Annotated in this window: 16 protein-coding genes and 1 pseudogene; 11 read left to right on the forward strand and 6 right to left on the reverse strand. The window is 63.2% G+C overall.

Going from position 1 to position 20,861, the window contains the following annotated elements:
• The first annotated feature begins 78 nt into the window (after positions 1–78).
• The 5 genes and pseudogenes from Q8O29_RS14815 to Q8O29_RS14835 all read left to right on the forward strand — a co-directional run bounded on the left by Q8O29_RS14815 (position 79) and on the right by Q8O29_RS14835 (position 3,894).
• On the forward strand, positions 79–1,557 hold the full coding sequence (locus Q8O29_RS14815; RefSeq protein WP_305564097.1) for a YdiU family protein: 1,479 nt from the start codon (positions 79–81) through the stop codon (positions 1,555–1,557).
• 33 nt (positions 1,558–1,590) lie between these two features.
• Positions 1,591–2,016 (forward strand): peptide-methionine (R)-S-oxide reductase MsrB, encoded by a 426-nt coding sequence (msrB, locus tag Q8O29_RS14820; protein WP_305564099.1) that lies wholly within the window; start codon positions 1,591–1,593, stop codon positions 2,014–2,016.
• 128 nt (positions 2,017–2,144) lie between these two features.
• Positions 2,145–2,759, forward strand: a complete 615-nt coding sequence (locus Q8O29_RS14825; RefSeq protein ID WP_305564101.1) for a septation protein A — start codon at positions 2,145–2,147, stop codon at positions 2,757–2,759.
• 2 nt (positions 2,760–2,761) lie between these two features.
• Positions 2,762–3,040, forward strand: a pseudogene (locus Q8O29_RS14830) (BolA family protein); the annotation flags it as partial.
• 68 nt (positions 3,041–3,108) lie between these two features.
• Complete coding sequence (locus Q8O29_RS14835) at positions 3,109–3,894, forward strand: peptidylprolyl isomerase (protein ID WP_305564103.1); 786 nt, start codon at positions 3,109–3,111, stop codon at positions 3,892–3,894.
• A 68-nt stretch (positions 3,895–3,962) separates the two neighbouring features.
• On the opposite strand, the gene Q8O29_RS14840 is transcribed toward Q8O29_RS14835, so the two are convergent.
• Positions 3,963–6,368, reverse strand: coding sequence for a catalase (locus Q8O29_RS14840; RefSeq protein WP_305564105.1), 2,406 nt, complete (start codon positions 6,366–6,368; stop codon positions 3,963–3,965).
• A 200-nt stretch (positions 6,369–6,568) separates the two neighbouring features.
• Here Q8O29_RS14840 and Q8O29_RS14845 point away from each other — a divergent pair, with 200 nt between their 5' ends.
• The 3 genes from Q8O29_RS14845 (at position 6,569) to Q8O29_RS14855 (ending at position 9,911) form a co-directional block, all read left to right on the forward strand.
• Complete coding sequence (locus Q8O29_RS14845; RefSeq protein ID WP_305564106.1) at positions 6,569–7,399, forward strand: metal-dependent hydrolase; 831 nt, start codon at positions 6,569–6,571, stop codon at positions 7,397–7,399.
• Positions 7,399–8,193 carry an ABC transporter substrate-binding protein gene (locus tag Q8O29_RS14850; protein ID WP_305564108.1) on the forward strand — a complete coding sequence of 265 codons (795 nt, stop codon included), beginning with the start codon at positions 7,399–7,401 and terminating at the stop codon, positions 8,191–8,193. Before Q8O29_RS14845 ends, Q8O29_RS14850 begins: the two co-directional genes overlap by 1 nt.
• Before the next feature lie 113 nt (positions 8,194–8,306).
• Positions 8,307–9,911 carry a gamma-glutamyltransferase family protein gene (locus tag Q8O29_RS14855; protein WP_305564110.1) on the forward strand — a complete coding sequence of 535 codons (1,605 nt, stop codon included), beginning with the start codon at positions 8,307–8,309 and terminating at the stop codon, positions 9,909–9,911.
• Positions 9,912–9,939: 28 nt separating this feature from the next.
• Here the strand turns inward: Q8O29_RS14855 and Q8O29_RS14860 are convergent, their stop codons facing one another.
• Together Q8O29_RS14860 and purL are read right to left on the reverse strand one after the other, a co-directional pair.
• On the reverse strand, positions 9,940–10,911 hold the full coding sequence (locus Q8O29_RS14860; protein WP_305564112.1) for a tripartite tricarboxylate transporter substrate binding protein: 972 nt from the start codon (positions 10,909–10,911) through the stop codon (positions 9,940–9,942).
• 59 nt (positions 10,912–10,970) lie between these two features.
• On the reverse strand, positions 10,971–15,158 hold the full coding sequence (purL, locus tag Q8O29_RS14865; RefSeq protein WP_305564114.1) for a phosphoribosylformylglycinamidine synthase: 4,188 nt from the start codon (positions 15,156–15,158) through the stop codon (positions 10,971–10,973).
• A 128-nt stretch (positions 15,159–15,286) separates the two neighbouring features.
• Here purL and map point away from each other — a divergent pair, with 128 nt between their 5' ends.
• The 3 genes from map to Q8O29_RS14880 all read left to right on the forward strand — a co-directional run bounded on the left by map (position 15,287) and on the right by Q8O29_RS14880 (position 19,636).
• Complete coding sequence (gene map, locus Q8O29_RS14870; RefSeq protein WP_371134252.1) at positions 15,287–16,141, forward strand: type I methionyl aminopeptidase; 855 nt, start codon at positions 15,287–15,289, stop codon at positions 16,139–16,141.
• 32 nt (positions 16,142–16,173) lie between these two features.
• Positions 16,174–18,870 (forward strand): [protein-PII] uridylyltransferase, encoded by a 2,697-nt coding sequence (locus tag Q8O29_RS14875; RefSeq protein ID WP_305564118.1) that lies wholly within the window; start codon positions 16,174–16,176, stop codon positions 18,868–18,870.
• A gap of 235 nt (positions 18,871–19,105) precedes the next feature.
• On the forward strand, positions 19,106–19,636 hold the full coding sequence (locus Q8O29_RS14880) for an OmpA family protein (RefSeq protein ID WP_305564120.1): 531 nt from the start codon (positions 19,106–19,108) through the stop codon (positions 19,634–19,636).
• A 4-nt stretch (positions 19,637–19,640) separates the two neighbouring features.
• Here the strand turns inward: Q8O29_RS14880 and def are convergent, their stop codons facing one another.
• From def to Q8O29_RS14895, 3 genes are read right to left on the reverse strand one after another with little or no spacing between them, the layout of a single operon-like run.
• Positions 19,641–20,180 carry a peptide deformylase gene (gene def / locus Q8O29_RS14885; protein ID WP_305564122.1) on the reverse strand — a complete coding sequence of 180 codons (540 nt, stop codon included), beginning with the start codon at positions 20,178–20,180 and terminating at the stop codon, positions 19,641–19,643.
• Entirely contained in the window at positions 20,177–20,545 is a 369-nt protein-coding gene (locus tag Q8O29_RS14890) for a DUF86 domain-containing protein (RefSeq protein WP_305564124.1), read from the reverse strand. The genes def and Q8O29_RS14890 overlap by 4 nt, the downstream gene beginning before the upstream one ends.
• Positions 20,529–20,819, reverse strand: coding sequence for a nucleotidyltransferase family protein (locus Q8O29_RS14895; RefSeq protein WP_305564126.1), 291 nt, complete (start codon positions 20,817–20,819; stop codon positions 20,529–20,531). Before Q8O29_RS14895 ends, Q8O29_RS14890 begins: the two co-directional genes overlap by 17 nt.
• Positions 20,820–20,861 lie beyond the last annotated feature (42 nt).

The raw sequence follows: 20,861 nt of genomic DNA on the forward strand, positions 1-20,861 counted from the left end.
CCGCATCGGCCGGTTTGACCCGAATCGGCCTTTAACCCCGCAGGCACGGGGCTGTTGGCCGCATAGGACAATGTCCGGATGAACGCAGTCATCAACGCCCCCCCTGCGGCCATCCCTGGCCCGGCATGGAACAACCGTTTCGCGGCGCTGGGACCGGATTTTTTCACCGCGCTCCAGCCCACGCCACTGCAAACCCCCTACTGGATCGGTCGTAACGAGGCGCTCGCGCGCGAACTGGGGCTGCTGGAGCCGTGGTTCTCATCGCAGGAATCGCTGGAGCTGTTCACCGGCAACAAAGTGGCACAGGGTTTGCAGCCGTTAGCCAGCGTGTATAGCGGCCACCAGTTCGGCCAGTGGGCCGGGCAACTCGGTGACGGCCGTGCCATCCTACTCGGGGAACTGCAAACCGGCGCCGGACCCCGGGAAATCCAGCTCAAGGGCGCGGGCCTGACGCCCTACTCCCGCATGGGTGACGGCCGCGCGGTGCTCCGCAGCTCCATCCGCGAATACCTGTGTTCTGAGGCCATGCATGGCCTGGGCATCCCCACAACGCGCGCGCTGTGTGTAACGGGATCAAGCGCCAAGGTCCGGCGTGAAGAGATTGAAACCGCAGCCGTGGTCACCCGCACCGCACCCAGTTTTATCCGTTTTGGGCACTTCGAGCATTTCAGCTACAACGATCAGCACGATCAGCTCAAAATCCTGGCGGATTTTGTCATCGACAACTTCTACCCCGCGTGCCGCGTCGCCGCCCAGCCCTATGCGGCCTTGCTGCAGGCGGTCAGCGAACGCACGGCGACCATGGTGGCCGCCTGGCAGGCCGTCGGCTTTTGCCACGGGGTGATGAACACCGACAACATGAGCATCCTGGGTTTGACCATTGACTATGGCCCTTTCCAGTTTCTCGATGCCTTCGACCCCGGCCACATCTGCAACCACTCCGACACCCAGGGCCGCTACGCCTACAACAAGCAACCCAACATCGCTTACTGGAACCTGTTCTGCCTCGGCCAAGCGCTGCTGCCGCTGATGGACGCGCAGGCGCAGGCGCTTGCCGCCCTGGAGTCCTATAAAACAGTGTTTCCGCAGGCGTTGGAGGGCCGCATGCGCGCCAAGCTGGGCCTGCCCGACGCGCTGCCGGAAGACAAGGCGCTGATCGAGGGCATCTTCCAACTGCTGGCCGCCGACAAAGTGGACTACAGCATTTTTTGGCGTCGCCTGGGCGGTTTTGCGCCCGGCGCTGGCAATGAGCCAGTGCGTGACCTGTTTCTGGATCGCACGGACTTCGATGCCTGGGCGCTACAATATTCAGAGCGGCTAGAGCCCGTGGATCATGGGCTACGGGCTGATTTGATGCTTAAAACCAACCCAAAATACGTGTTCCGCAACCACCTGGGTGAACAAGCCATTCGGGCTGCGAAACTTCAGGACTTTTCCGGAGTCGATACCTTGCTGAAGCTGCTGCAGGCTCCATTTGAAGAACATCCGGGCCAGGAAACATTCGCCGGTTTCCCTCCTGACTGGGCGACATCCATTGAAATCAGCTGCAGTTCGTAAGCAAGATTAAAGGCAATCTTAAAAGGTAGCGCCATGACCGTGACAATCCAGAAAACAGACGCCGAGTGGAAAGCCTTGCTGGCCGAAAAGGGCGCAGAGCGCGGTGCCTTTGAAGTCACGCGACACGCTGCCACCGAGCGCCCCTTCACCGGCAAATATGAGTCGGTATGGGCCGACGGCAGCTACCACTGCATGTGTTGTGGCAACGAGCTGTTCAACGCCAGCACCAAGTTCGATGCCGGATGCGGCTGGCCCAGTTTTTCCGAGGCCGCGCCAGGAGCTATTACCGACATTGTCGACCGCAGCCATGGCATGACTCGTACCGAAACCGTGTGCAGCCAGTGTGGCGCGCATCTGGGCCATGTTTTTCCCGACGGCCCTACCCATACCGGCCTGCGTTATTGCATGAACTCGGCTTCTCTTGAATTTAAGGCCCCCACGGTCCCTCACTTCGTGTAGCTCCCTGCCCCCCCCCGAGGGGGCCGCTGCGCCTGCGGCCCGGCAAAGCCGGTTCTGCGGCCCCTGCTTGAAAAGCAGCACGCAACGAGGCGAGGTTTGCTCCAGTTTTTGCCACCGATAATCACCTTATGAAAATTCTCTTCGACTTCCTTCCCATCATCCTGTTCTTCGGTATGTTCAAGTACGCCGAAGGCAACACGGAATGGGCTGCGCGCACCGCCACCGAGTGGCTGGGCTTCATGGTGTCCGGCGGCGTGGTCGGCACCGCCGAGGCACCTGTGTTGCTGGCCACCGTGGTGGTGATCCTGGCGACGCTGGCCCAGATCCTCTGGCTGGTCGCACGCGGCCGCAAGATAGACGCCATGCTGTGGATCAGCCTCGGGCTGGTGACGCTGCTGGGCGGCGCGACTATTTATTTCCACAGCGAGGCTTTCATCAAATGGAAACCCACCGTGCTGTACTGGGTCATGGGCGGCGCGCTGCTGGTCGGCCAACTGGTGTTCAAGAAAAATGGCATCCAGAAACTGATGGGCTCGCAGTTGAGCCTGCCCAATGACGTGTGGCGCAAGGTCAACTACAGCTGGATAGCTTTTTTCGCGCTCATGGGCTTGCTCAATCTCTGGGTGGCCTTTAGCTTTTCAACCGCAACCTGGGTGAACTTCAAACTGTTTGGCGGCCTGGGGCTGATGCTCCTCTTCGTCATGGCACAGGCGGTGTTCCTGAACAAACACGTCAAGGCGTGATGATGCCGCTGACCGTCGCGCCGCAACCCGTCCACGCCGTTCGTATCGAGGAAAAATTGCGCGCCCGCCTGAGTCCCATCCATCTGGAAGTGATCGACGAAAGTGCTGCCCATGTGGGCCATTCCGGTGCAAATGCGCAAGGGTTTGGCAGCCATTTCCGCGTGCGTATTGCCTGCCCCGCCTTCGCAGGCAAGAGCCGCGTGGCACGCCACCGGCTTGTGTATGATGCACTGCAAAATTTCATTGATGAGGGCCTGCACGCACTGGCCATCGAGATCATCGAAACACCTGATTTTTCGCCTTCCGCCGAGCGGGATGCGACAACCAACCCGATTACCCTAGGAAACTCATGAAAAAACACCTTTTATTTGCTGGCGCCCTGAGCGCCCTGATGACTGTCGGTGCGGGCAGCGCCCTCGCGCAGAACGTCGCCATCGTCAACGGCAAGGCCGTGCCCAAAGCCCGCGTGGATGCGCTGGCACTGCAACTGTCGCGTTCTGGCCGCCCGGTCACACCCGAGATGCAGGGCCAGATTCGCGAGGAAGTGATTGCCCGCGAAGTCTTCATGCAGGAAGCCGAAAAACTTGGCCTGTCGACCACCGACGACTTCAAGACCCAGATGGAACTGGCGCGACAGGCCATCCTGATCCGCGAGCTGTTTGCCGACTACCAGAAGAAAAACCCGGTGACCGACGCCGATCTCAAGGGCGAGTACGACAAATTTGTGGCAACCAACGGCGGCAAGGAATACAAGGCGCGCCACATCCTGGTTGAAAAGGAAGACGAAGCCAAGGCCATCGTTACCAGCTTGAAAAAGGGCGGCAAGTTTGAAGACATCGCCAAGAAGCAGTCCAAAGACCCCGGCTCCGGTGCCAACGGCGGCGATCTGGACTGGGCCAACCCGAGCAGCTATGTGCCCGAGTTTGCCGAGGCCATGGCCAAGCTCAACAAGGGTCAACTCACCGACGTACCGGTGAAAACCCAGTTCGGCTACCACGTCATCCGTGTCGATGACATCCGCACCGCCAAATTGCCGCCGTTTGAAGAACTCAAGCCTCAAATCGCCCAGCAGATGCAGCAGCAAAAACTCGCTGCCTTCCAGCAAGGCCTGCGCGACAAAGCCAAGGTGGAATAAACCCCGCCTAGACAAGTTTTCTCACAAAAAAGCGGCCCGAAGGCCGCTTTTTTCATGCGCTTGCAGAATCACACCCGAGGTGGATCGGTTTCGCGTGCAGCGTGGCGGGGGCCGCCAACGGCCTTGATGAAAGCGACCAGCGCCTGCCCTGCGTCACCGGCCGCGAACAACAGGCCCGGATCGGGCTGGCCATCGGGCAGTTCCGCAGGCACGCCAGCCTTGTCGATCAAGGCTTTAGACGCGCCCAGCACCAGGATGGTCTTGCAGTGGCGGTACTGGTCCTTGATGAATTCCATGGTGTGCCCATCCTGGCCCAAGGCGGCCACGGCTGCCTCACCGTCCGGCAGCACCAGGGCATCGAAGAGGAAGCCGGGCTCGTTTTCCAGCGAAGCGTCGGCATCCAGCATGGCGCCTTCGTCCGTTGCCAACGGTCCGATGCGCGGCGCGACCAGGCGCGGGACCGCACCCTTCGCCAGCAAGGCCTCCTGAACGGCCGCGACAGATGTACCAACTATGCCCGGCGCGACCAGGATCGCGACCTTGCGACCCTTGAGCGAACCATCGCCGGGCCTTGCCAGCAGCGACAGCGTAGGCGATTTGGAGACTTCGGCCCGCTCCGGCTTGGCCAGCGCGCGTGGCAGCGGTGCCGGCATCGGGTCCATGCCCAGGCCGTCAGCCACCTTGCGCGCGAGGGCTTCGGACGCATTGCGCAGCGATGCCACCATGCGCTCACGGATCGCCGGTACCGTCACCTTGCTGAGTTCGAAGCGGAAAGCCGCGGCGATGTGCGCTTGCTCAACAGGTGTCTGACTCTCGTAAAACAGCGCAGCCTGGGTGTAATGATCAGCAAACTTTTCAGGTTTGCCGCGTACCTTGGCTTGTTCTTCCTTGGCTTGCAGGCCCGCAGCAACGGTCACAAAGCCCTGCGCCGCCCCGGCCTGGAAGGGACAGCCGCCTCCCAGGGAATTCGGTTCATAGGAAACGCGGCCGCGGTGGATGGCCTGTCGATGCATGCCGTCGCGCTGGTTGTTGTGCACGGGTGCAATCGGCGCGTTGATCGGAATTTCATGGAAATTGGGCCCACCCAGCCGGGATATCTGCGTGTCCACATAAGAGTGGATGCGGCCGGCCAGCAGCGGATCGTTGGAGAAATCGATGCCGGGCACCACATGCGCGGTGCAAAACGCCACCTGCTCGGTTTCCGCGAAGAAATTGTCGGGGTTGCGGTTAAGCACCATGCGGCCGACCTTCTGCACCGGAACCAGTTCTTCCGGGATGATCTTGGTCGCGTCCAGAATGTCGAACCTGAAGTTCTCAGCCTGCTCCTCGTTGAATATCTGCAAGCCCAGCTCCCACTCGGGAAAGGCGCCGGACTCGATGCGCTCCCACAGGTCGCGGCGATGGAAGTCAGGGTCAGCGCCGGAAATTTTCACCGCTTCGTCCCAGACAAGGGAGTGCGTGCCGTATTTGGGTTCCCAATGGAACTTGACGAACACCGACTCGCCCGCCTCGTTGACCAGCCGGTAGCTGTGCACGCCAAAGCCCTGCATGGTGGCGTAGCTGCGCGGGATGGCCCGGTCCGACATGGCCCACATCATCATGTGGGTGGATTCCGGCATCAGCGAAATAAAGTCCCAGAAGGTGTCGTGGGCGCTGCCGGCCTGCGGCATCCCATTGTGCGGTTCAGGCTTGACGGCGTGCACCAGATCCGGAAACTTCATCGCATCCTGGATGAAAAAAACCGGCATGTTGTTGCCCACCAGGTCCCAATTGCCCTCGTCGGTGTAGAACTTCACTGCGAAGCCGCGCACATCGCGCGCCGTGTCCTTGGAGCCGCGCTCGCCCGCCACCGTCGAGAAACGCACAAACACCGGCGTGATCTTGCCGGCTTCCTTGAAAGGCGCGGCCTTGGTGTATTGGGGCAGCGGCTCGTAACACTCGAAATAGCCGTGCGCGCCGGAGCCGCGCGCATGGACGATGCGTTCAGGAATGCGCTCATGGTCAAAATGCGTGAGTTTTTCGCGAAGGACGAAGTCCTCCAGCAAGGCCGGTCCGCGCAGCCCAAACTTCAGTGAATTCTGGTTGTCGGCGATGGCTACACCCTGGTTGGTGGTGAGCACCTGGCCGCCCGCATCCACGCGCACGCGGTCCAGCGGTTCGATGGTGGCGTTCAGGCCCTCCAGGGCGGTGCTGCCTGTTTTTTCGGTGCCGTTTTTTTCCGACAGGGTGCTGCCAGTGGCCAGCCGCGACGGCGAGTCGACGGTGGCGCCGCGCTGCGGATGGATGGCGTTGTCAAAGCCGTGTTCCATCGGCTTGTTCACGTTGTGAGGCATGGCTTGCGCCAGCGCCTGAACCTCGGCCATTTTGCGGGACGGCAGATCGTTGTGGTCATGGTCCGCCTGCCCGGAGGGGCCGCTGTCGGTGTTTCGGGCGGCAGCTTTTGCGGCCACATTGGGTTTGGGTGTTTTGGGCATGGATTTTTGAGGAGTGGGACGGCGGCAAAATTACCAACGCTCACGCTAGGAGGCCGGCAGTGCACGGCATGTAGGACGCCGCCGACGCGAAAGGCGGGAATCGGTGAAGCCTTTCCAATGCTCTCCTGCACTTCCCCGGTTGACGGATATACAGTCAACCGCTCCAATAGATGGCATACCAACCAAACCAGGAGTTCACCATGTCCCAGCCCTTGGCCCTCACCGCCCGCCTGTTGCGCGGTCTGCTCGCTACAGCCGCTTTGTGCAGCGCGACGGTGGCGTTTGCCCAGAATGGAAAAACCGAGGTGTTGTGGCTGGGTCAAGCTGCCACCCGCATCACCACACCAACCGGCAAGGTCATCATGATCGACCCCTGGCTCGTCTCCAACCCCAAAACACCCGCCAACTTCAAGACGCTTGACGCTCTGGGCAAGGTAGACCTGATCCTGGTCACCCATGCGCACTTCGACCACTTTGCCGATGCGCCCGCGCTGGCGCTGATGCACAAAGCCCCAATGTACGGTCCCGCCGGTATGAACCAGACCGTCAGCACCCTGGGCATCCTGCCGGCGGAACTGGCGCCGCGTTTCGGCAAGGGCGGCACCATCATGCCCTTCGGGCCCACGGGCGTGAAAATCACTGCCGTGCGTGCCGAACATTCGTCTGAGCTGGCCTATAAAAACCCGGCCACCGGCAAAGATGAGGTGCATGTCGGCGGCGAGCCGGTCGGCTTCATCCTCGAGATGGAAAACGGCTTCAAGATCTGGCACATGGGTGATACCGGCGTGTTCGGCGACATGTACCGTCCCGACCTGGTGCTGATCCCCATCGGCGGCCACTTCGTGATGAACCCCAAGGACGCCGCCATGGCAGTGCGCGACATGATCAAACCGAAATTTGCACTGCCTATCCACTACGGCACCACCCCCGTATTGCGCGGCACGCCGGCTGAATTCCAGACCGCCCTGGGCACGGCCCCCGGCACCGCCCGAATGCTGGTCGGCGAGCCTGGCCAGAAATTCGACTTCTGATGCGTTTCCTGATCCACCCCCTCCTCTGCCTGGGACTGGTCGCCACGCTCGCAGCCTGCGCCACGTCTTCGCCGCCCCCCGTCGCCGAGCTGGCCCCCACCGGCAAGCTGCGCGCCGCCATCAACTTCGGCAATCCCATCCTGGCGACCAAAGATGCGGCCACCGGCGAAGCACGCGGCGTGTCCGTGGACCTGGCACGCGAACTGGGGCGGCGCCTCGGCGTGCCGGTCGAACTGGTCACCTTCCAGGCTGCCGGCAAGGTGGTCGAAGCGGTGACCGCGGCGCAGGTGGACATTGGTTTCGTCGCCATTGACCCGGTGCGCGGCGCCGGCATGGCGCAGACCCCGCCCTACGTCATCATTGAAGGCGCCTACCTGGTCAAAAACAGCTCGCCGATCAAAAGCAACGCCGAGGTGGACCGTCCCGGCAACCGCATCGTCGTCGGCAATGGCAGCGCCTACGACCTCTACCTCACGCGCGAATTGAAAAACGCCAAACTCGTGAAAGCGCCGACCTCACCCGCAGTCACCGACACCTTTCTCGCGCAAAACATCGAGGTGGCCGCCGGCGTGAAGCAGCAGCTTCAGGCAGACGCCAGGCGCCTGCCGGGCCTGCGTCTGCTGGATGGCCGCTTCATGGTGATCCAGCAGGCCATGGGCCTGCCCAAGGGCCGCGAGGCCGGCGCGCGTTATGTGACGGCTTTTGTGGAAGAAATGAAGGCCTCGGGTTTTGTGGCCGAAGCACTGGCGCGGCATAAGATCGAAGGCGCGGCGGTTGCCGGCCCTCAACGCTGAAGCGCCCTGCCTTCAGAAACACACGTTCCCAGTGTCTGAACATAGGCCAGCCGGGCCAGGGCGCCGGCTCTTTTTTCTTCGTGGCCCAGCCACTTTCCTTCCATCTGCCCCTCATGACATCTGATACCTCCGCTTTCTGGGATTTCCCCTACACCTCCCAGCGCATGCCGCTGCTCGCGCGCAACGTGGTCAGCACCTCCCAACCACTGGCGTCGGCCGCCGGGCTGCTGATGCTGGCGCGCGGCGGCAATGCGGTCGATGCCGCACTGGCCACGGCCATCACGCTGACGGTGGTGGAGCCCTGCATGAACGGCTTAGGCGGCGATGCCTTTGCCATCATCTGGGACGGCCGGCGCATGCACGGCCTCAATGCCTCCGGGCGGGCGCCGCGGCGCTGGACGCCAGAGCATTTTTCTCGTTATACAGCCATGCCACAACGCGGCTGGGACTCGGTCACCGTACCCGGCACGGTCTCAGCCTGGCGCGCGCTGTTCGACCGCTTCGGCAGCGTGCCGTTTGCCGAGCTGTTCGAGCCGGCGCTGCGTTACGCCCGCCACGGCTACATGGTGTCGCCCACCGTGCACCGGCAGTGGCAGGCCCAGGTGGCGGAGCTCTTGCCGCAGCCCGGCTACCGGGAGGCCTTCGCCCCCGACGGACGTGCGCCCCTGCCGGGTGAGCAGTTCATTTGTCCCGGTCAGGCCCGCACCCTGGAACGCATTGCCGCCAGCAAAGGCGATGACTTCTACCGCGGCGAGCTGGGCAAGGCCATCGCCGACCACGCGCGCAACACCGGTGGCCTGATGGATGAGGATGATTTGGCAGCGCATCAGGCCGAGTGGGTGGAACCGATCTCGGTGTCTTACCGCGATCTCAAGCTGCACGAGATCGGACCCAACGGCCAGGGCATAGGCGCCCTCATGGCACTCGGCATGCTGCAGCACTTCGACCTGAAGGCGGCCGGCGTGGACTCGGCACTGTCGCAGCACCTGCAGATCGAAGCCATGAAGCTGGCATTTGCCGACCTGCAGGAGTTCGTCGCCGACCCCAATGCCATGCTCGCCGTATCGGCTGCCGATTTGCTGAGCAGCTCCTACCTGGCTGCGCGCGCCAAACTCATCAACCCCGACCGCGCCGCGCCAGCCCGTGCCGGCTCACCGCACAGCGGCGGCACGGTTTATCTGACCGCCGCCGACGAGCGCGGCATGATGGTGTCTTTCATCCAGTCCAACTTCAAGGGTTTCGGTTCCGGCGTGGTGGTGCCCCACACCGGCATCGCCCTGCACAACCGGGGTTGGGGCTTTACCCTCCAGCCTGGCCACCCCAACCAGGTGGCACCGGGCAAGCGGCCCTTCCACACCATCATTCCCGGCTTTTTGACCCGCGACGGTGTGCCCCTCATGAGCTTTGGGCTGATGGGTGGCTCGATGCAGGCACAGGGCCATCTGCAGGTCACCAGCCGCATTGCCGACTACGGCCAGAACCCCCAGGCCGCCAGCGATGCGCCGCGCTGGCGCGTGATGGACGACAACAGCTCGGTGGCGGTGGAATGGAATTTTTCGCCGGAAGCCGTAGCCGGGCTGCGCGCGCGCGGCCATCAGATCACGGTGGCGCCGCGCTTCAACACCGAGTTCGGCTGTGCGCAGATGGCGATGACCACGCAAAACGGCTACATCGCGGCGTCGGACCATCGCAAGGACGGCTACCCCGTCGGCATGTGAGCTGCCGGTTTGATCGCGGCAGCACTGATTATTCGACGACGATCTTGCGGTCGCGAATCAGCTTGGCCCACCTGGCGGTGTCGGCTGCCACCATCTTGCCCATCTGCTCGGGTGTGCCGCCAGTAGGTGTGGCGCCCAAGGTGGCAAGCCGCTTTTGCATCTCTGGCTCCTGCAGCGCCTGATTGAAGGCGGCATTGACGCGGTTGACGATGTCGGCACCCGCGCCCTTGGGCGCATAGATGCCAAACCAGTTGCTCACGTCGAAACCCTTGAGGCCCTGCTCGGACAGCGTTGGCACGTCGGGCAGGAAAGGTACGCGCTGCGGCGTGGTCACACCCAGCACGCGCAGCTTGCCCTCCTTGATGTTGCTCTGGGAGGTCACATAGTTGTCCATCAGCATGTGGACCTGGCCGGACATCATGTCATTGAAGACCAGGCCGGTGCCGCGGTAGGGAATGTGGGTGATGAACACGCCCGCCTGCGCCTTGAACAACTCACTGCTAAGGTGGCTGTTGGTGCCGTTGCCGCTGGAGCCGTAATTGAGCTGACCGGGCTTGGACTTGGCCAGGGCAATGAACTCGGCCAGGTTCTTGACCGGCAGGCTGGCCGGCACCACCAGCACGCTGCTGGTCTGCGCGACATACACTATCGGCAAAAAATCCCGCTCGACGTTGTACGGGATTTTCGGATTGATGATGGGGCCGATCGAATGCGTACTGCCGGTGGCGATCAGCAAGGTGTAGCCGTCCGGCGCGGACTTGGCCACATGGTCGGAGCCGATGGTGCCACCCGCGCCGGGCCGGTTGTCGATGACGATTTGCTGGCCCAGTTTTTCCGACGCCTTCTGGCTGATGGTGCGCGCCAGGATGTCGGTGGCGCCGCCGGCCGGGAACGGTACGACCAGGCGCACAGGTTTGACCGGGTAGGTTTGGGCGTTTGCCCCGACACCGATGAAGACAGTGCCCAGACCCACAAGCACGCTCAGTAAATATCGCTTCATCGTTGACCGTCCCGTTAGAAATTGACTGGAATGAATAGCATGCTAACCCATCCCAGCCCTCACCCCACCCAGCGGCGCGCGTTGCGCCAGAGCTGCATCCATGGACTCGGCCCGGACTTGTCCAGCGGCGTCCAGCTCATCTGGATGTTGCGGAATACGCGCTCAGGGTGCGGCATCATGGCTGTGAAGCGGCCATCGGCGGTGGTTACCGCCGTCAAGCCGCCGGCGCTGCCATTGGGGTTGGCCGGGTATTGCTCCGTCGCCTGTCCGTGGTTGTCGGTGAATCGCATGGTGGCAATCGCTTTGGCCGCATCGCCCCGGTGCGCAAAGTTGGCATAACCCTCGCCATGCGCCACGGCAATCGGCAGCCGGTGGCCGACCATGCCCGTAAAGAACAGGCTGGGGGAATCCAGAACCTCTACCTGACTCAGGCGCGCCTCGAATCTCTCGCTGCAATTGGTGGTGAAACGCGGCCAGGCTTCGGCGCCCGGAATGATGTCGGCCAACTCGGCAAACATCTGGCAGCCGTTGCACACGCCCAAGCCGAAGGTATCGGTGCGGCCAAAGAAGGCCTGGAACTGCGCCGACAGGGCCGGGTTGAAGGTGATGGAGCGGGCCCAGCCAATGCCGGCGCCCAGCGTGTCGCCGTAGCTGAAGCCGCCGCAGGCGACCACGCCACTGAAATCCGCCAATTGCGCGCGGCCGGTCTGCAGGTCGGTCATGTGCACATCAAAGGCCTCGAAACCGGCCTGGGTGAAGGCGTAGGCCATCTCGATATGCGAGTTGACGCCCTGCTCGCGCAGGATGGCCACTTTCGGGCGCGACAACATCAGTGCCGGGGAGCCCTCACCCCTGCCCTCTCCCAGGGGGAGAGGGGGCAAGACTGAATGGCTCCCTCGCCCCTCTGGGGAGAGGGTTGGGGTGAGGGGCGGCGGCGAATACACATGCAAACCGGGGTCCAGCGGGTCGCCAGCGGCCGCATGTTCGGCATCGGCGCAGGCCGGGTTGTCGCGCTGCTGGTTGATCTTCCAGCTCACGCTGTCCCAGACCTGGTGCAAGTCCTGCAGCTTGGCGCTGAAAACGGCTTTGGTGTCGCGCCAGACCTGGACCTCGCCCTTCCCGACCTCCAGCGAAGCGTGTGGGGGCCGGGTCTTGCCGATGAAGTGGCTGAACCTGGACAGGCCATGCTCGCGCAGGGTCAACATGACTTCGTTGCGCATCTTGGTACGCACCTGGATCACCGCGCCGATTTCCTCGTTGAACAGCGCCTTCAAGGTCAGTTCTTCGCGGCGCGCGCCGACCTGCGACGCCCAGTTCTTGCTGTCGCCGCTGTCCATGCGGCTGTCTGAGATGCCGTCGCCTTCGAGCAGCAACATGTCGATGTTGAGGGAGACACCCACATGGCCGGCAAACGCCATTTCGCAGACGCTGGCGAACAGCCCGCCGTCGCTGCGGTCGTGGTAGGCCAGCAGCCGACCCTGGCGGCGCAAGTCGTTGATGGCGTTGACCAGGTTCACCAGGTCTTGCGGCTCGTCGAGGTCCGGCACCTCGCCGTCTTCGAGTTCCAGCGTCTGCGCCAGGATGGAGCCGCCCATGCGGTTTTGACCCTTGCCCAGGTCGATCAGGATCAGCGTGCTGTCGGCTTCAAGCGCGTCGAGCTGCGGGGTCAAGGTGCCGCGTACGTCGGGCAGCGTCGCAAAGGCGCTGACGATCAGCGACACCGGCGAAGTGACCTTTTTGCTGGCGCCGTTTTCGGACCAGACTGTGCGCATGGACAGCGAATCCTTGCCGACCGGGATCGACACGCCGAGCGCCGGGCACAGTTCCATGCCGACGGCTTTCACGGTTGCGTACAGCGCAGCGTCCTGGCCGGGTTCACCGCAAGCCGCCATCCAGTTGGCGGACAGCTTGACACGCGGCAGCTCGATGGGTGCGGCCAGCAAATTGGTGATGGCCTCGGCCACCGCCATGCGGCCGGAGGCGGCGGCTCCACCCGAGCCCACGGCCGCCAGCGGCGTGCGTTCACCCATGCTCATGGCTTCGCCGGCAAAACCGGCGTAATCGGCCAGGGTTACGGCGCAGTCGGCCACCGGCACCTGCCAGGGGCCGACCATCTGGTCCCGGTGCGTCAGGCCACCGACGGTGCGGTCGCCAATCGTGATCAGGAAACGTTTGGACGCGACGGTCGGGTGGCTCAGCACGGCAATCGCGCTTTTTTGCAGGTCCACGCCGGTCAGGTTGATCGGTTTGATTTGGTTCTGTACCGACTTGACGTCGCGGTGCATCTTGGGCGGTTTGCCCAGCAGCACGTTCATCGGCATATTTACGGGGATGGAAGCGGGGAGGCCCTCACCTCTGCCCTCTCCCAGGGGGAGAGGGAGGAATACCGCGTTGCTCCCTCGCCCCTCTGGGGAGAGGGTTGGGGTGAGGGGCTCCCCGGCATCTGACACTACAAGCTGCGGCTTTTCAGTCGCCACGCCAATCACCGCAAACGGACAACGCTCGCGCTCACAAAACGCGGTGAATTGCGCCAGCGACTCCGGCGCAATCGCCATCACGTAGCGTTCCTGGCTTTCGTTGCTCCAGATTTCCTTCGGCGAAAGCCCACTCTCTTCCAGCGGCACGGCGCGCAAGTCGAAACGCGCGCCGCGCCCGGCGTCGTTGACCAGCTCGGGGAAGGCGTTGGACAGGCCGCCGGCGCCGACATCGTGGATCGCCAGAATCGGGTTGACGCTGCCAAGCTGGGCGCACTGGTTGATGACTTCCTGCGCACGCCGTTCGATCTCGGGGTTGCCGCGCTGCACCGAATCGAAGTCGAGCTGGGCCGCGTTGGCGCCCGAGGCCATGGAGCTGGCCGCGCTGCCGCCCATGCCGATGCGCATGCCGGGGCCGCCGAGCTGGATCAGCAGCGTGCCGGCCGGGAACAGGATTTTTTGGGTCAGGCGTGCGTCGATGGTGCCGACGCCGCCGGCGATCATGATGGGCTTGTGGTAACCCCAGCGCTGGCCGCCCACGGTTTGTTCGTATTCGCGAAAGTAACCGGACAGATTGGGCCGGCCGAACTCGTTGTTGAAGGCGGCGCCGCCCAGCGGGCCCTCGGTCATGATCTGCAGCGGGCTGGCGATATGTTCGGGTTTGCCGAAAGCGCCGCCCCACAGGCGCGACACGGTGAAGCCGGTCAGACCGGCCTTGGGTTTGGAGCCACGCCCGGTCGCGCCCTCGTCACGAATCTCGCCGCCGGCGCCGGTAGAGGCGCCGGGGAAAGGCGAGATCGCCGTCGGGTGGTTGTGGGTCTCGACCTTCATCAGTACATGTGTCAGCACGTCCTCCGAGGCGCTATAACTTTGATAGCTGCTTGCGCCCGCTGCGTATGGGCTGGAGGCCGATTTGGCATAAAACTTCTGGACTGGCAGGCCTTCCATGACGGAGGCATTGTCGGAGTAGGCCACCACCGTGTGCTGCGGGTGCAGCTTTTCAGTATTGCGGATCATGCCGAACAGGCTTTTGTCCTGGGCCACGCCGTCGATGGTGAAGTCGGCATTGAAAATCTTGTGGCGGCAGTGTTCACTGTTGGCCTGGGCGAACATCATCAGCTCGACGTCGGTCGGGTTGCGCTTGAGCTGGGTGAAGGCGTTCACCAGGTAATCGATCTCGTCAAGCGCCAGCGCCAGGCCGAACTCGCTGTTGGCGGCTTCCAGCGCCGCCTTGCCGCCAGCCAGCACGTCAATCGTCTGCAGGGCCGCCCCCTGCAACTCGGTGAACAGGCCGGCGGCCTGCGCCCGGTCGTCCATCACACTTTCTGTCATGCGGTCGTGCAGCAGCGCCGCAACCTGACCGCGCTGGGCCGCATCGAGTGCGCCCTTGCTGAAGAACCCGGAGGCGAGGCTCACGTTGTACTCAGTGATGCGCTCAATGCGTTTAACCGCCAGTCCGCAGTTGTGGGCGATGTCGGTGGCCTTGGAGGCCCAGGGCGAGACCGTGCCGAAACGCGGCGAAACGATGAACCGCAGGCTGTCCGCGCCGGCCGCCGCAGCGGGTTTGCCATACCTGAGCAGCGCGGCCAGGCGCGCCTTGAGCGCCTCGCCCAGCGGGGCCTCGGTGGCCACCAGGTGCACAAAACGGGCGCTGATGCCGCTGATTTTGGGTTCTATGGCTTGCAGGCGGGGAAGCAGTTGCTGGACGCGGAAGTCGCTCAGGGCGCTGATGCCGTGGGCATCGCCCTCGAAAGTCGTCAGGTGCAGGGTCACGGTGGCGGTGGCCTTGTGGTTGTCGGCAGAGCGGGCTGGCGCTTGCCGGGGGTGCTCGTTAACCCTGAATTTTATCAGCGATGCCGGCGCGCCCTGCCCCCGCAATGTCCAAGTGGGATAATCGCAGCATGAGTATTACGTACAAAGATGCAGCGGGCATTGAAGGCATGCGCGTTGCGTGCAAACTGGCGTCCGAGGTGCTGGACTACCTCACCCCTTTCATCAAAGCTGGCGTCACCACGCGCGAGATCGACAAGCTGGCCAACGACTACATGGTCAAGGTGCAGGGCACGGTCTCGGCCACCCTGGGCTACCAGCCGCCGGGCTACCCGCCCTACCCCGCCTCACTATGCACCTCACTGAACCACGTGGTCTGCCATGGCATCCCGAACGACAAGCCGCTCAAAAAGGGCGACATCATGAACATCGATGTCACCGTGATCACCAAAGAAGGCTGGTACGGCGACAACAGCCGCATGTACATGATCGGCGAGGTCTCCATCGCCGCCAAACGCCTGTGCCGGGTCACCTTCGAAGCCATGTGGCAGGGCATCATGCGCGTCAAGCCGGGCGTGCGGCTGGGCGACATCGGTTTTGCGATCCAGACCTTTGCCGAGAAGCAGGGCTTTTCAGTGGTGCGCGAGTTCTGCGGCCACGGCATCGGCCAGCGTTTTCATGAAGAGCCCCAGGTGCTGCATTACGGCCGCCCGGGCACGCTCGAAGCGCTCAAGCCCGGCATGACCTTCACCATCGAGCCCATGATCAACGCCGGCAAACGCGACATCAAGGACGGTGCCGAAAAAGACGGCTGGACCATCGTCACGCGCGACCATTCGCTGTCGGCCCAGTGGGAACACACGGTGCTGGTGACCCCGACCGGCTACGAGGTGCTGACCCTGTCGGCTGGCAGCCCGGCCACGCCGGACTTTGTCGCGGCGTACCACGCCGCCTCCGCGCCCGCCACGGCCGACCTGGCGGTCTGAGCCGGCGCATCGCCGCATCCCGCCGCCCGCAGATGCTGTCCGCGCTGCCTTCCTCGCCTGCACTGACCGAAGCGGCCGCTTTGCGCGAGCAATACCGCGCCGGCAAAAACGCGCTGCTGGCCTCGCTGGCCGGCAGCGGCTCCGCCACACGCGGCATCCACAGCCTGCTGCGCCGGCTGGCACGGCACACCGACGCGACCCTGCGCCAACTCTGGCAAGGCGCCGACTTCCCGCCCGGTTGCGCACTGGTAGCTGTCGGCGGTTTCGGCCGTGGCGAGCTGTTCCCCAATTCGGATGTTGATGTGCTGCTGCTGCTGCGCGACGACTCGCAGGTGGACGGCAACCCGGCGCTCAAAAGCAGGATCGAAAGTTTTATAGGCGCCTGCTGGGACAGCGGCCTGGAGATCGGCTCCAGCGTGCGCACGGTTTCAGGCTGCGTCGAGGAAGCCGCCAAAGACGTGACAGTGCAAACCTCGCTGCTGGAGGCGCGCCTGGTGGCCGGCTCCACCAAGATTTTTGCGGCCCTGGTCGCCCAGCTCGACACCGCGATGAGCCCGCAGGCCTTTTTTGTGGCCAAAACGCTGGAGATGCGCCAGCGCCACAACAAGTTCGAAAACACGCCCTACGCGCTGGAGCCCAATTGCAAGGAGTCCCCAGGCGGCCTGCGCGACCTGCAACTGGTGCTGTGGGTGGCCAGTGCCGCCGGCCTGGGCAAGACATGGGACGAACTGGCCCGCAACGGCATGGCAACCGCCTTCGAAGTGCGCCAGATCAAGGCCAATGAGGCCCTGCTGAGCCTGATCCGCGCGCGCCTGCACTTGATTTCTGGTCGGCGCGAAGATCGGCTGGTGTTCGACCTGCAGACCGCTGTCGCCGAATCCTTCGGTTATCACAGTGCCCCCACGCTCGGCACTGGCGTGTCCTCGCTGCCCCCCGAGGGGGCTGTTTCGCCTAGGGGCGGCCCGTCGGCGAAACGGCCCATGGTGCGGGCCAGCGAAGCGCTGATGAAGCGTTATTACTGGGCGGCCAAGGCGGTGACCCAGCTCAACCAGATTCTGCTGCTCAACATCGAGGAGCGGATCAACCCGCACAACGCGCCGATGCTGGTCATCAACGAACGCTTTTTCGACAAGGGCGGCATGATCGAGGTGGCCAGCGACGACCTGTACCAGCGCGAGCCGCACGCCATCCTGGAAACCTTTTTGCTGTTCCAGACCACGCCCGGCATCCAGGGCCTGTCGGCCCGCACCTTGCGCGCGCTGTACAACACGCGCAGCATCATGAACGCCGGCTTTCGCAGCGACCCGGTCAACCGTGATACCTTCCGGCAGATCCTGCAGCAGCCCTCGGGCATCACCCACGCCATGCGCCTGATGAACCAGACCTCGGTGCTGGGCCGCTACCTGTGGGTGTTCCGCAAGATCGTCGGTCAGATGCAGCACGATCTGTTTCACGTTTACACGGTGGACCAGCACATTTTGATGGTGCTGCGCAATGTGCGGCGCTTCTTCATGGCGGAACACGCGCACGAGTACCCGTCCTGCTCGCAACTTGCTGCCGGCTGGGACAAGCCATGGATTCTGTACATCGCCGCGCTGTTCCATGACATCGCCAAAGGCCGAGGCGGCGACCATTCCGAGCTTGGCTGCCTGGACGTGCGGGTGTTCTGCCGCCAGCACGGCATCCCTGCCGAAGACGCGAAACTGATTGAATTCCTGGTCGGCGAACACCTGACCATGAGTCGCATCGCCCAGAAGGAAGACCTGAGCGACCCGGAAGTCATTGCAGCCTTTGCCAAACGTGTCGGCAATGAGCGTTATCTGACGGCGCTCTACCTGCTGACGGTGGCCGACATCCGAGGCACCAGTCCCAAGGTGTGGAACGCCTGGAAAGGCAAGCTGCTCGAAGACCTCTACCGCTACACCTTGCGCGTGCTGGGCGGCCGCGCGCCCGATGCGGACGCCGAGGTCGAGTCCCGTAAACGCGAGGCGCTCGCCATGCTGGCCCTGCATGCCGAGCCGTTTGAGGCGCACAAGGCACTGTGGGACACGCTGGACGTCAGTTACTTCATGCGCCACGAGGCCGGCGACATCGCCTGGCATGCGCGCCACCTGTCGCGCCACGTCGGCACGGCCACATGCGTAGTGCGGGCGCGCCGCTCGGCCGCCGGCGAAGGCATGCAGGTGCTGGTCTACACGCCCGACGCGCCCGACCTGTTTGCCCGCATCTGCGGCTATTTCGAGGAAGCGGGCCTGAGCATCCTGGACGCCAAGGTGCACACGGCAAAACCCCACAAAGGCTCGCCTGGTTATGCGCTGGACACCTTCCAGGTGGTGAGCCCGACCCTGGCCGAGCACTACCGCGAACTGGTGGCCATGGTCGAGGCCGACCTGGACCGCACGATTGAAGAAAACAAGCCGCTGCCGCCACCCGGCAAAGGCCGGGTGTCGCGCCGAGTCAAGAGTTTCCCGATTGCACCGCGGGTTGACCTGCGGCCCGACGACAAGGGCCAGCGCTGGCTGCTCAGCGTCTCGGCCAGCGACCGGGTCGGCCTGCTGTACTCGATTGCCCGCGTACTGGCGCACCACCGCATCAACCTGCAGCTCGCCAAAGTCACCACCCTGGGCGAACGCGTGGAAGACACCTTCCTGATCGACGGTCCGGAGCTGCAGCAAAACAAGGCGCAGATCGCCATCGAGACCGAAATCCTGGAAGCGCTGGCGGCCTGACAGCGCAGCCCGGAAACCGGGTTGTTGTTCTTGCCATGTCAAGTCATCGGGCACTTGTTTATCGATTTTTACTTATAAATATCAATAAGTTAAGACGTTTTCTTAAAGTTACATGGAACAAGCTGTTCGGCTCTTGTACCTGGCTGTCCGAGGCAGACAATGAACGAATCCGGGACTGACGCTTAAAACGATGCGCGCAGTCCGGCAACGAACATCCAAGCTCAAGGAGACTGCCGTGCATGCCCAGACACAAACCCTTTTAACCCGCGAGCAGCAACTGCTTGTCTCCGGTGAATGCGACGATGACGGGCGGCCGCTGGCCCGCCAGGTCTTTTTTGAACCCGACAACTGGCTGGTGCCCGAGATGTATGGGGACCTGCTGGTCACCCATGCGGCCTGGCTGGCCACCCGGCCCGATCAGGTCGTGCTGGTCTCCGGCCACAGCTACGGCACCGGCAGCCACCGGTTCTTCTGGCTAATGGGCGACCGCCGCGCCATCGCCGTGCGCTCAGCGCTGCTCAAGGCCGGCGCCGGGCCGAAACAGCTGCTGATCCAAAGCCAGGGGGCTGCCCGGCCGCTGATCGAGCTGGCTGGTGAGGAGGTCGCGCAGTATCGGCGCCGCGTCACGCTGGACTACCTGGACGCCCATGCCGTGAACACCGCGCCGCTGCCGCCGGAAGGCTCCGCCGACTGGTGGCGCTCGGTGTTGGGTCCCGGCGGCAAGGCACGCCTGCCGGCCGACCTCCCGGCGTCGCAGGGCGGCTGAAGTTTCAATCGTCTTCGGACGCGTCCAGTCCCGGGAACAGCACCTCGGTAAAACCGAACTGCGTGAAGTCGCGGATACGCATCGGATAAAGCTTGCCGATCAGGTGGTCACATTCGTGTTGCACCACCCGGGCGTGAAAGCCGTCCACCGTGCGGTCTATCGGGTCGCCATAGGGGTCGAAGCCGGTGTAACGGATGCGTGAATAACGCGGCACCAGCCCGCGCAGGCCGGGCACCGACAGGCAGCCTTCCCAGCCGTCCTCCTCATCGTCCGACAGCGGCGTGATCACCGGGTTGAGCAGCACGGTACGCGGCACCAGCGGCGCGTCCGGGTAACGCGGATTGACGGCATCGGTGCCGAAAATCACCAGTTGCAGGTCCACGCCGATCTGCGGCGCGGCCAAGCCGGCGCCGTTGACCGAGCGCATGGTGTCGAACATGTCGGACACCAGCATATGTATTTCGTCGGTGTCGAATTCGGTCGCGGGCGGGGCGATGCGCAGCAGGCGCGGATCGCCCATTTTGAGAATTTCGCGGATGGTCATACCACCCATTCCGCTTTCAGCGCCTGTAGATTGACAAGCAATGCCGGAACGTCAGTTTCGACAATACTCCAGAGTGTGTCATTGTCGATACCCAGGTAACCGTGAATGAGTCGATTGCGCGTTGCGATGATCATGCGCCACGGAATATTCGGCAATGAAGTACGAACAGATTCGGGGATATGGGTGGCCGCCTCGCCAATCAACTCAAGGTTGCGAACCGTGGCATCAAAGCGCAAGGCATCGGCTACAAAGCCGGCCTGATCGAGTCCAGCCGTAAAAGTTTGCACGCGGGCGCAGAAACCGAGCATATCGTTGATACAAAAGCGCCATTCCCGGTCTGGCGTGGCCTCAGACATGAACAGCATCCCGCTCCACAAAGGGTCGAAACTCGGCTCGAAGCGCTTTCTCCGTGACCAGATCAACAGGGCAGGCCAACAGGTCTTCGAGGTAGAACTGCACGCCGAAATAGCGAGCCGAAGTTGCTGGACCATCGAATGCGACAAGAACATCGACATCACTTTGATCTGTGGCTGAATTTCGGGCTGTTGAGCCAAACAAAGCGAGCTTGGTCACACCGAATTGGCTGACCAAACGGGACTTGTGCTCTGTGAGAAGCCTGAGTGCTGTTTGACGATTCATGGCCGCAGTTTACCGTCTCGGCAATCCAGCAAGGTGGACTTA

It is taken from the genome of Polaromonas sp. (assembly GCF_030689685.1).
Taxonomy (GTDB): Bacteria; Pseudomonadota; Gammaproteobacteria; order Burkholderiales; family Burkholderiaceae_C; genus Polaromonas.

Excerpts from the sequence above, each read along its gene's own strand:
- def (WP_305564122.1), bottom strand. The coding sequence starts at position 20,180 with ATGACCATCCGCGAAATTCTCAAAATGGGCGATCCGCGCCTGCTGCGC.
- Q8O29_RS14860 (WP_305564112.1), bottom strand. The coding sequence starts at position 10,911 with ATGAAGCGATATTTACTGAGCGTGCTTGTGGGTCTGGGCACTGTCTTC.
- Q8O29_RS14875 (WP_305564118.1), top strand. The coding sequence starts at position 16,174 with ATGCTGTCCGCGCTGCCTTCCTCGCCTGCACTGACCGAAGCGGCCGCT.
- msrB (WP_305564099.1), top strand. The coding sequence starts at position 1,591 with ATGACCGTGACAATCCAGAAAACAGACGCCGAGTGGAAAGCCTTGCTG.
- Q8O29_RS14835 (WP_305564103.1), top strand. The coding sequence starts at position 3,109 with ATGAAAAAACACCTTTTATTTGCTGGCGCCCTGAGCGCCCTGATGACT.
- Q8O29_RS14825 (WP_305564101.1), top strand. The coding sequence starts at position 2,145 with ATGAAAATTCTCTTCGACTTCCTTCCCATCATCCTGTTCTTCGGTATG.
- Q8O29_RS14895 (WP_305564126.1), bottom strand. The coding sequence starts at position 20,819 with ATGAATCGTCAAACAGCACTCAGGCTTCTCACAGAGCACAAGTCCCGT.
- Q8O29_RS14845 (WP_305564106.1), top strand. The coding sequence starts at position 6,569 with ATGTCCCAGCCCTTGGCCCTCACCGCCCGCCTGTTGCGCGGTCTGCTC.
- Q8O29_RS14840 (WP_305564105.1), bottom strand. The coding sequence starts at position 6,368 with ATGCCCAAAACACCCAAACCCAATGTGGCCGCAAAAGCTGCCGCCCGA.
- Q8O29_RS14855 (WP_305564110.1), top strand. The coding sequence starts at position 8,307 with ATGACATCTGATACCTCCGCTTTCTGGGATTTCCCCTACACCTCCCAG.
- map (WP_371134252.1), top strand. The coding sequence starts at position 15,287 with ATGAGTATTACGTACAAAGATGCAGCGGGCATTGAAGGCATGCGCGTT.
- Q8O29_RS14850 (WP_305564108.1), top strand. The coding sequence starts at position 7,399 with ATGCGTTTCCTGATCCACCCCCTCCTCTGCCTGGGACTGGTCGCCACG.
- Q8O29_RS14815 (WP_305564097.1), top strand. The coding sequence starts at position 79 with ATGAACGCAGTCATCAACGCCCCCCCTGCGGCCATCCCTGGCCCGGCA.
- Q8O29_RS14890 (WP_305564124.1), bottom strand. The coding sequence starts at position 20,545 with ATGCTGTTCATGTCTGAGGCCACGCCAGACCGGGAATGGCGCTTTTGT.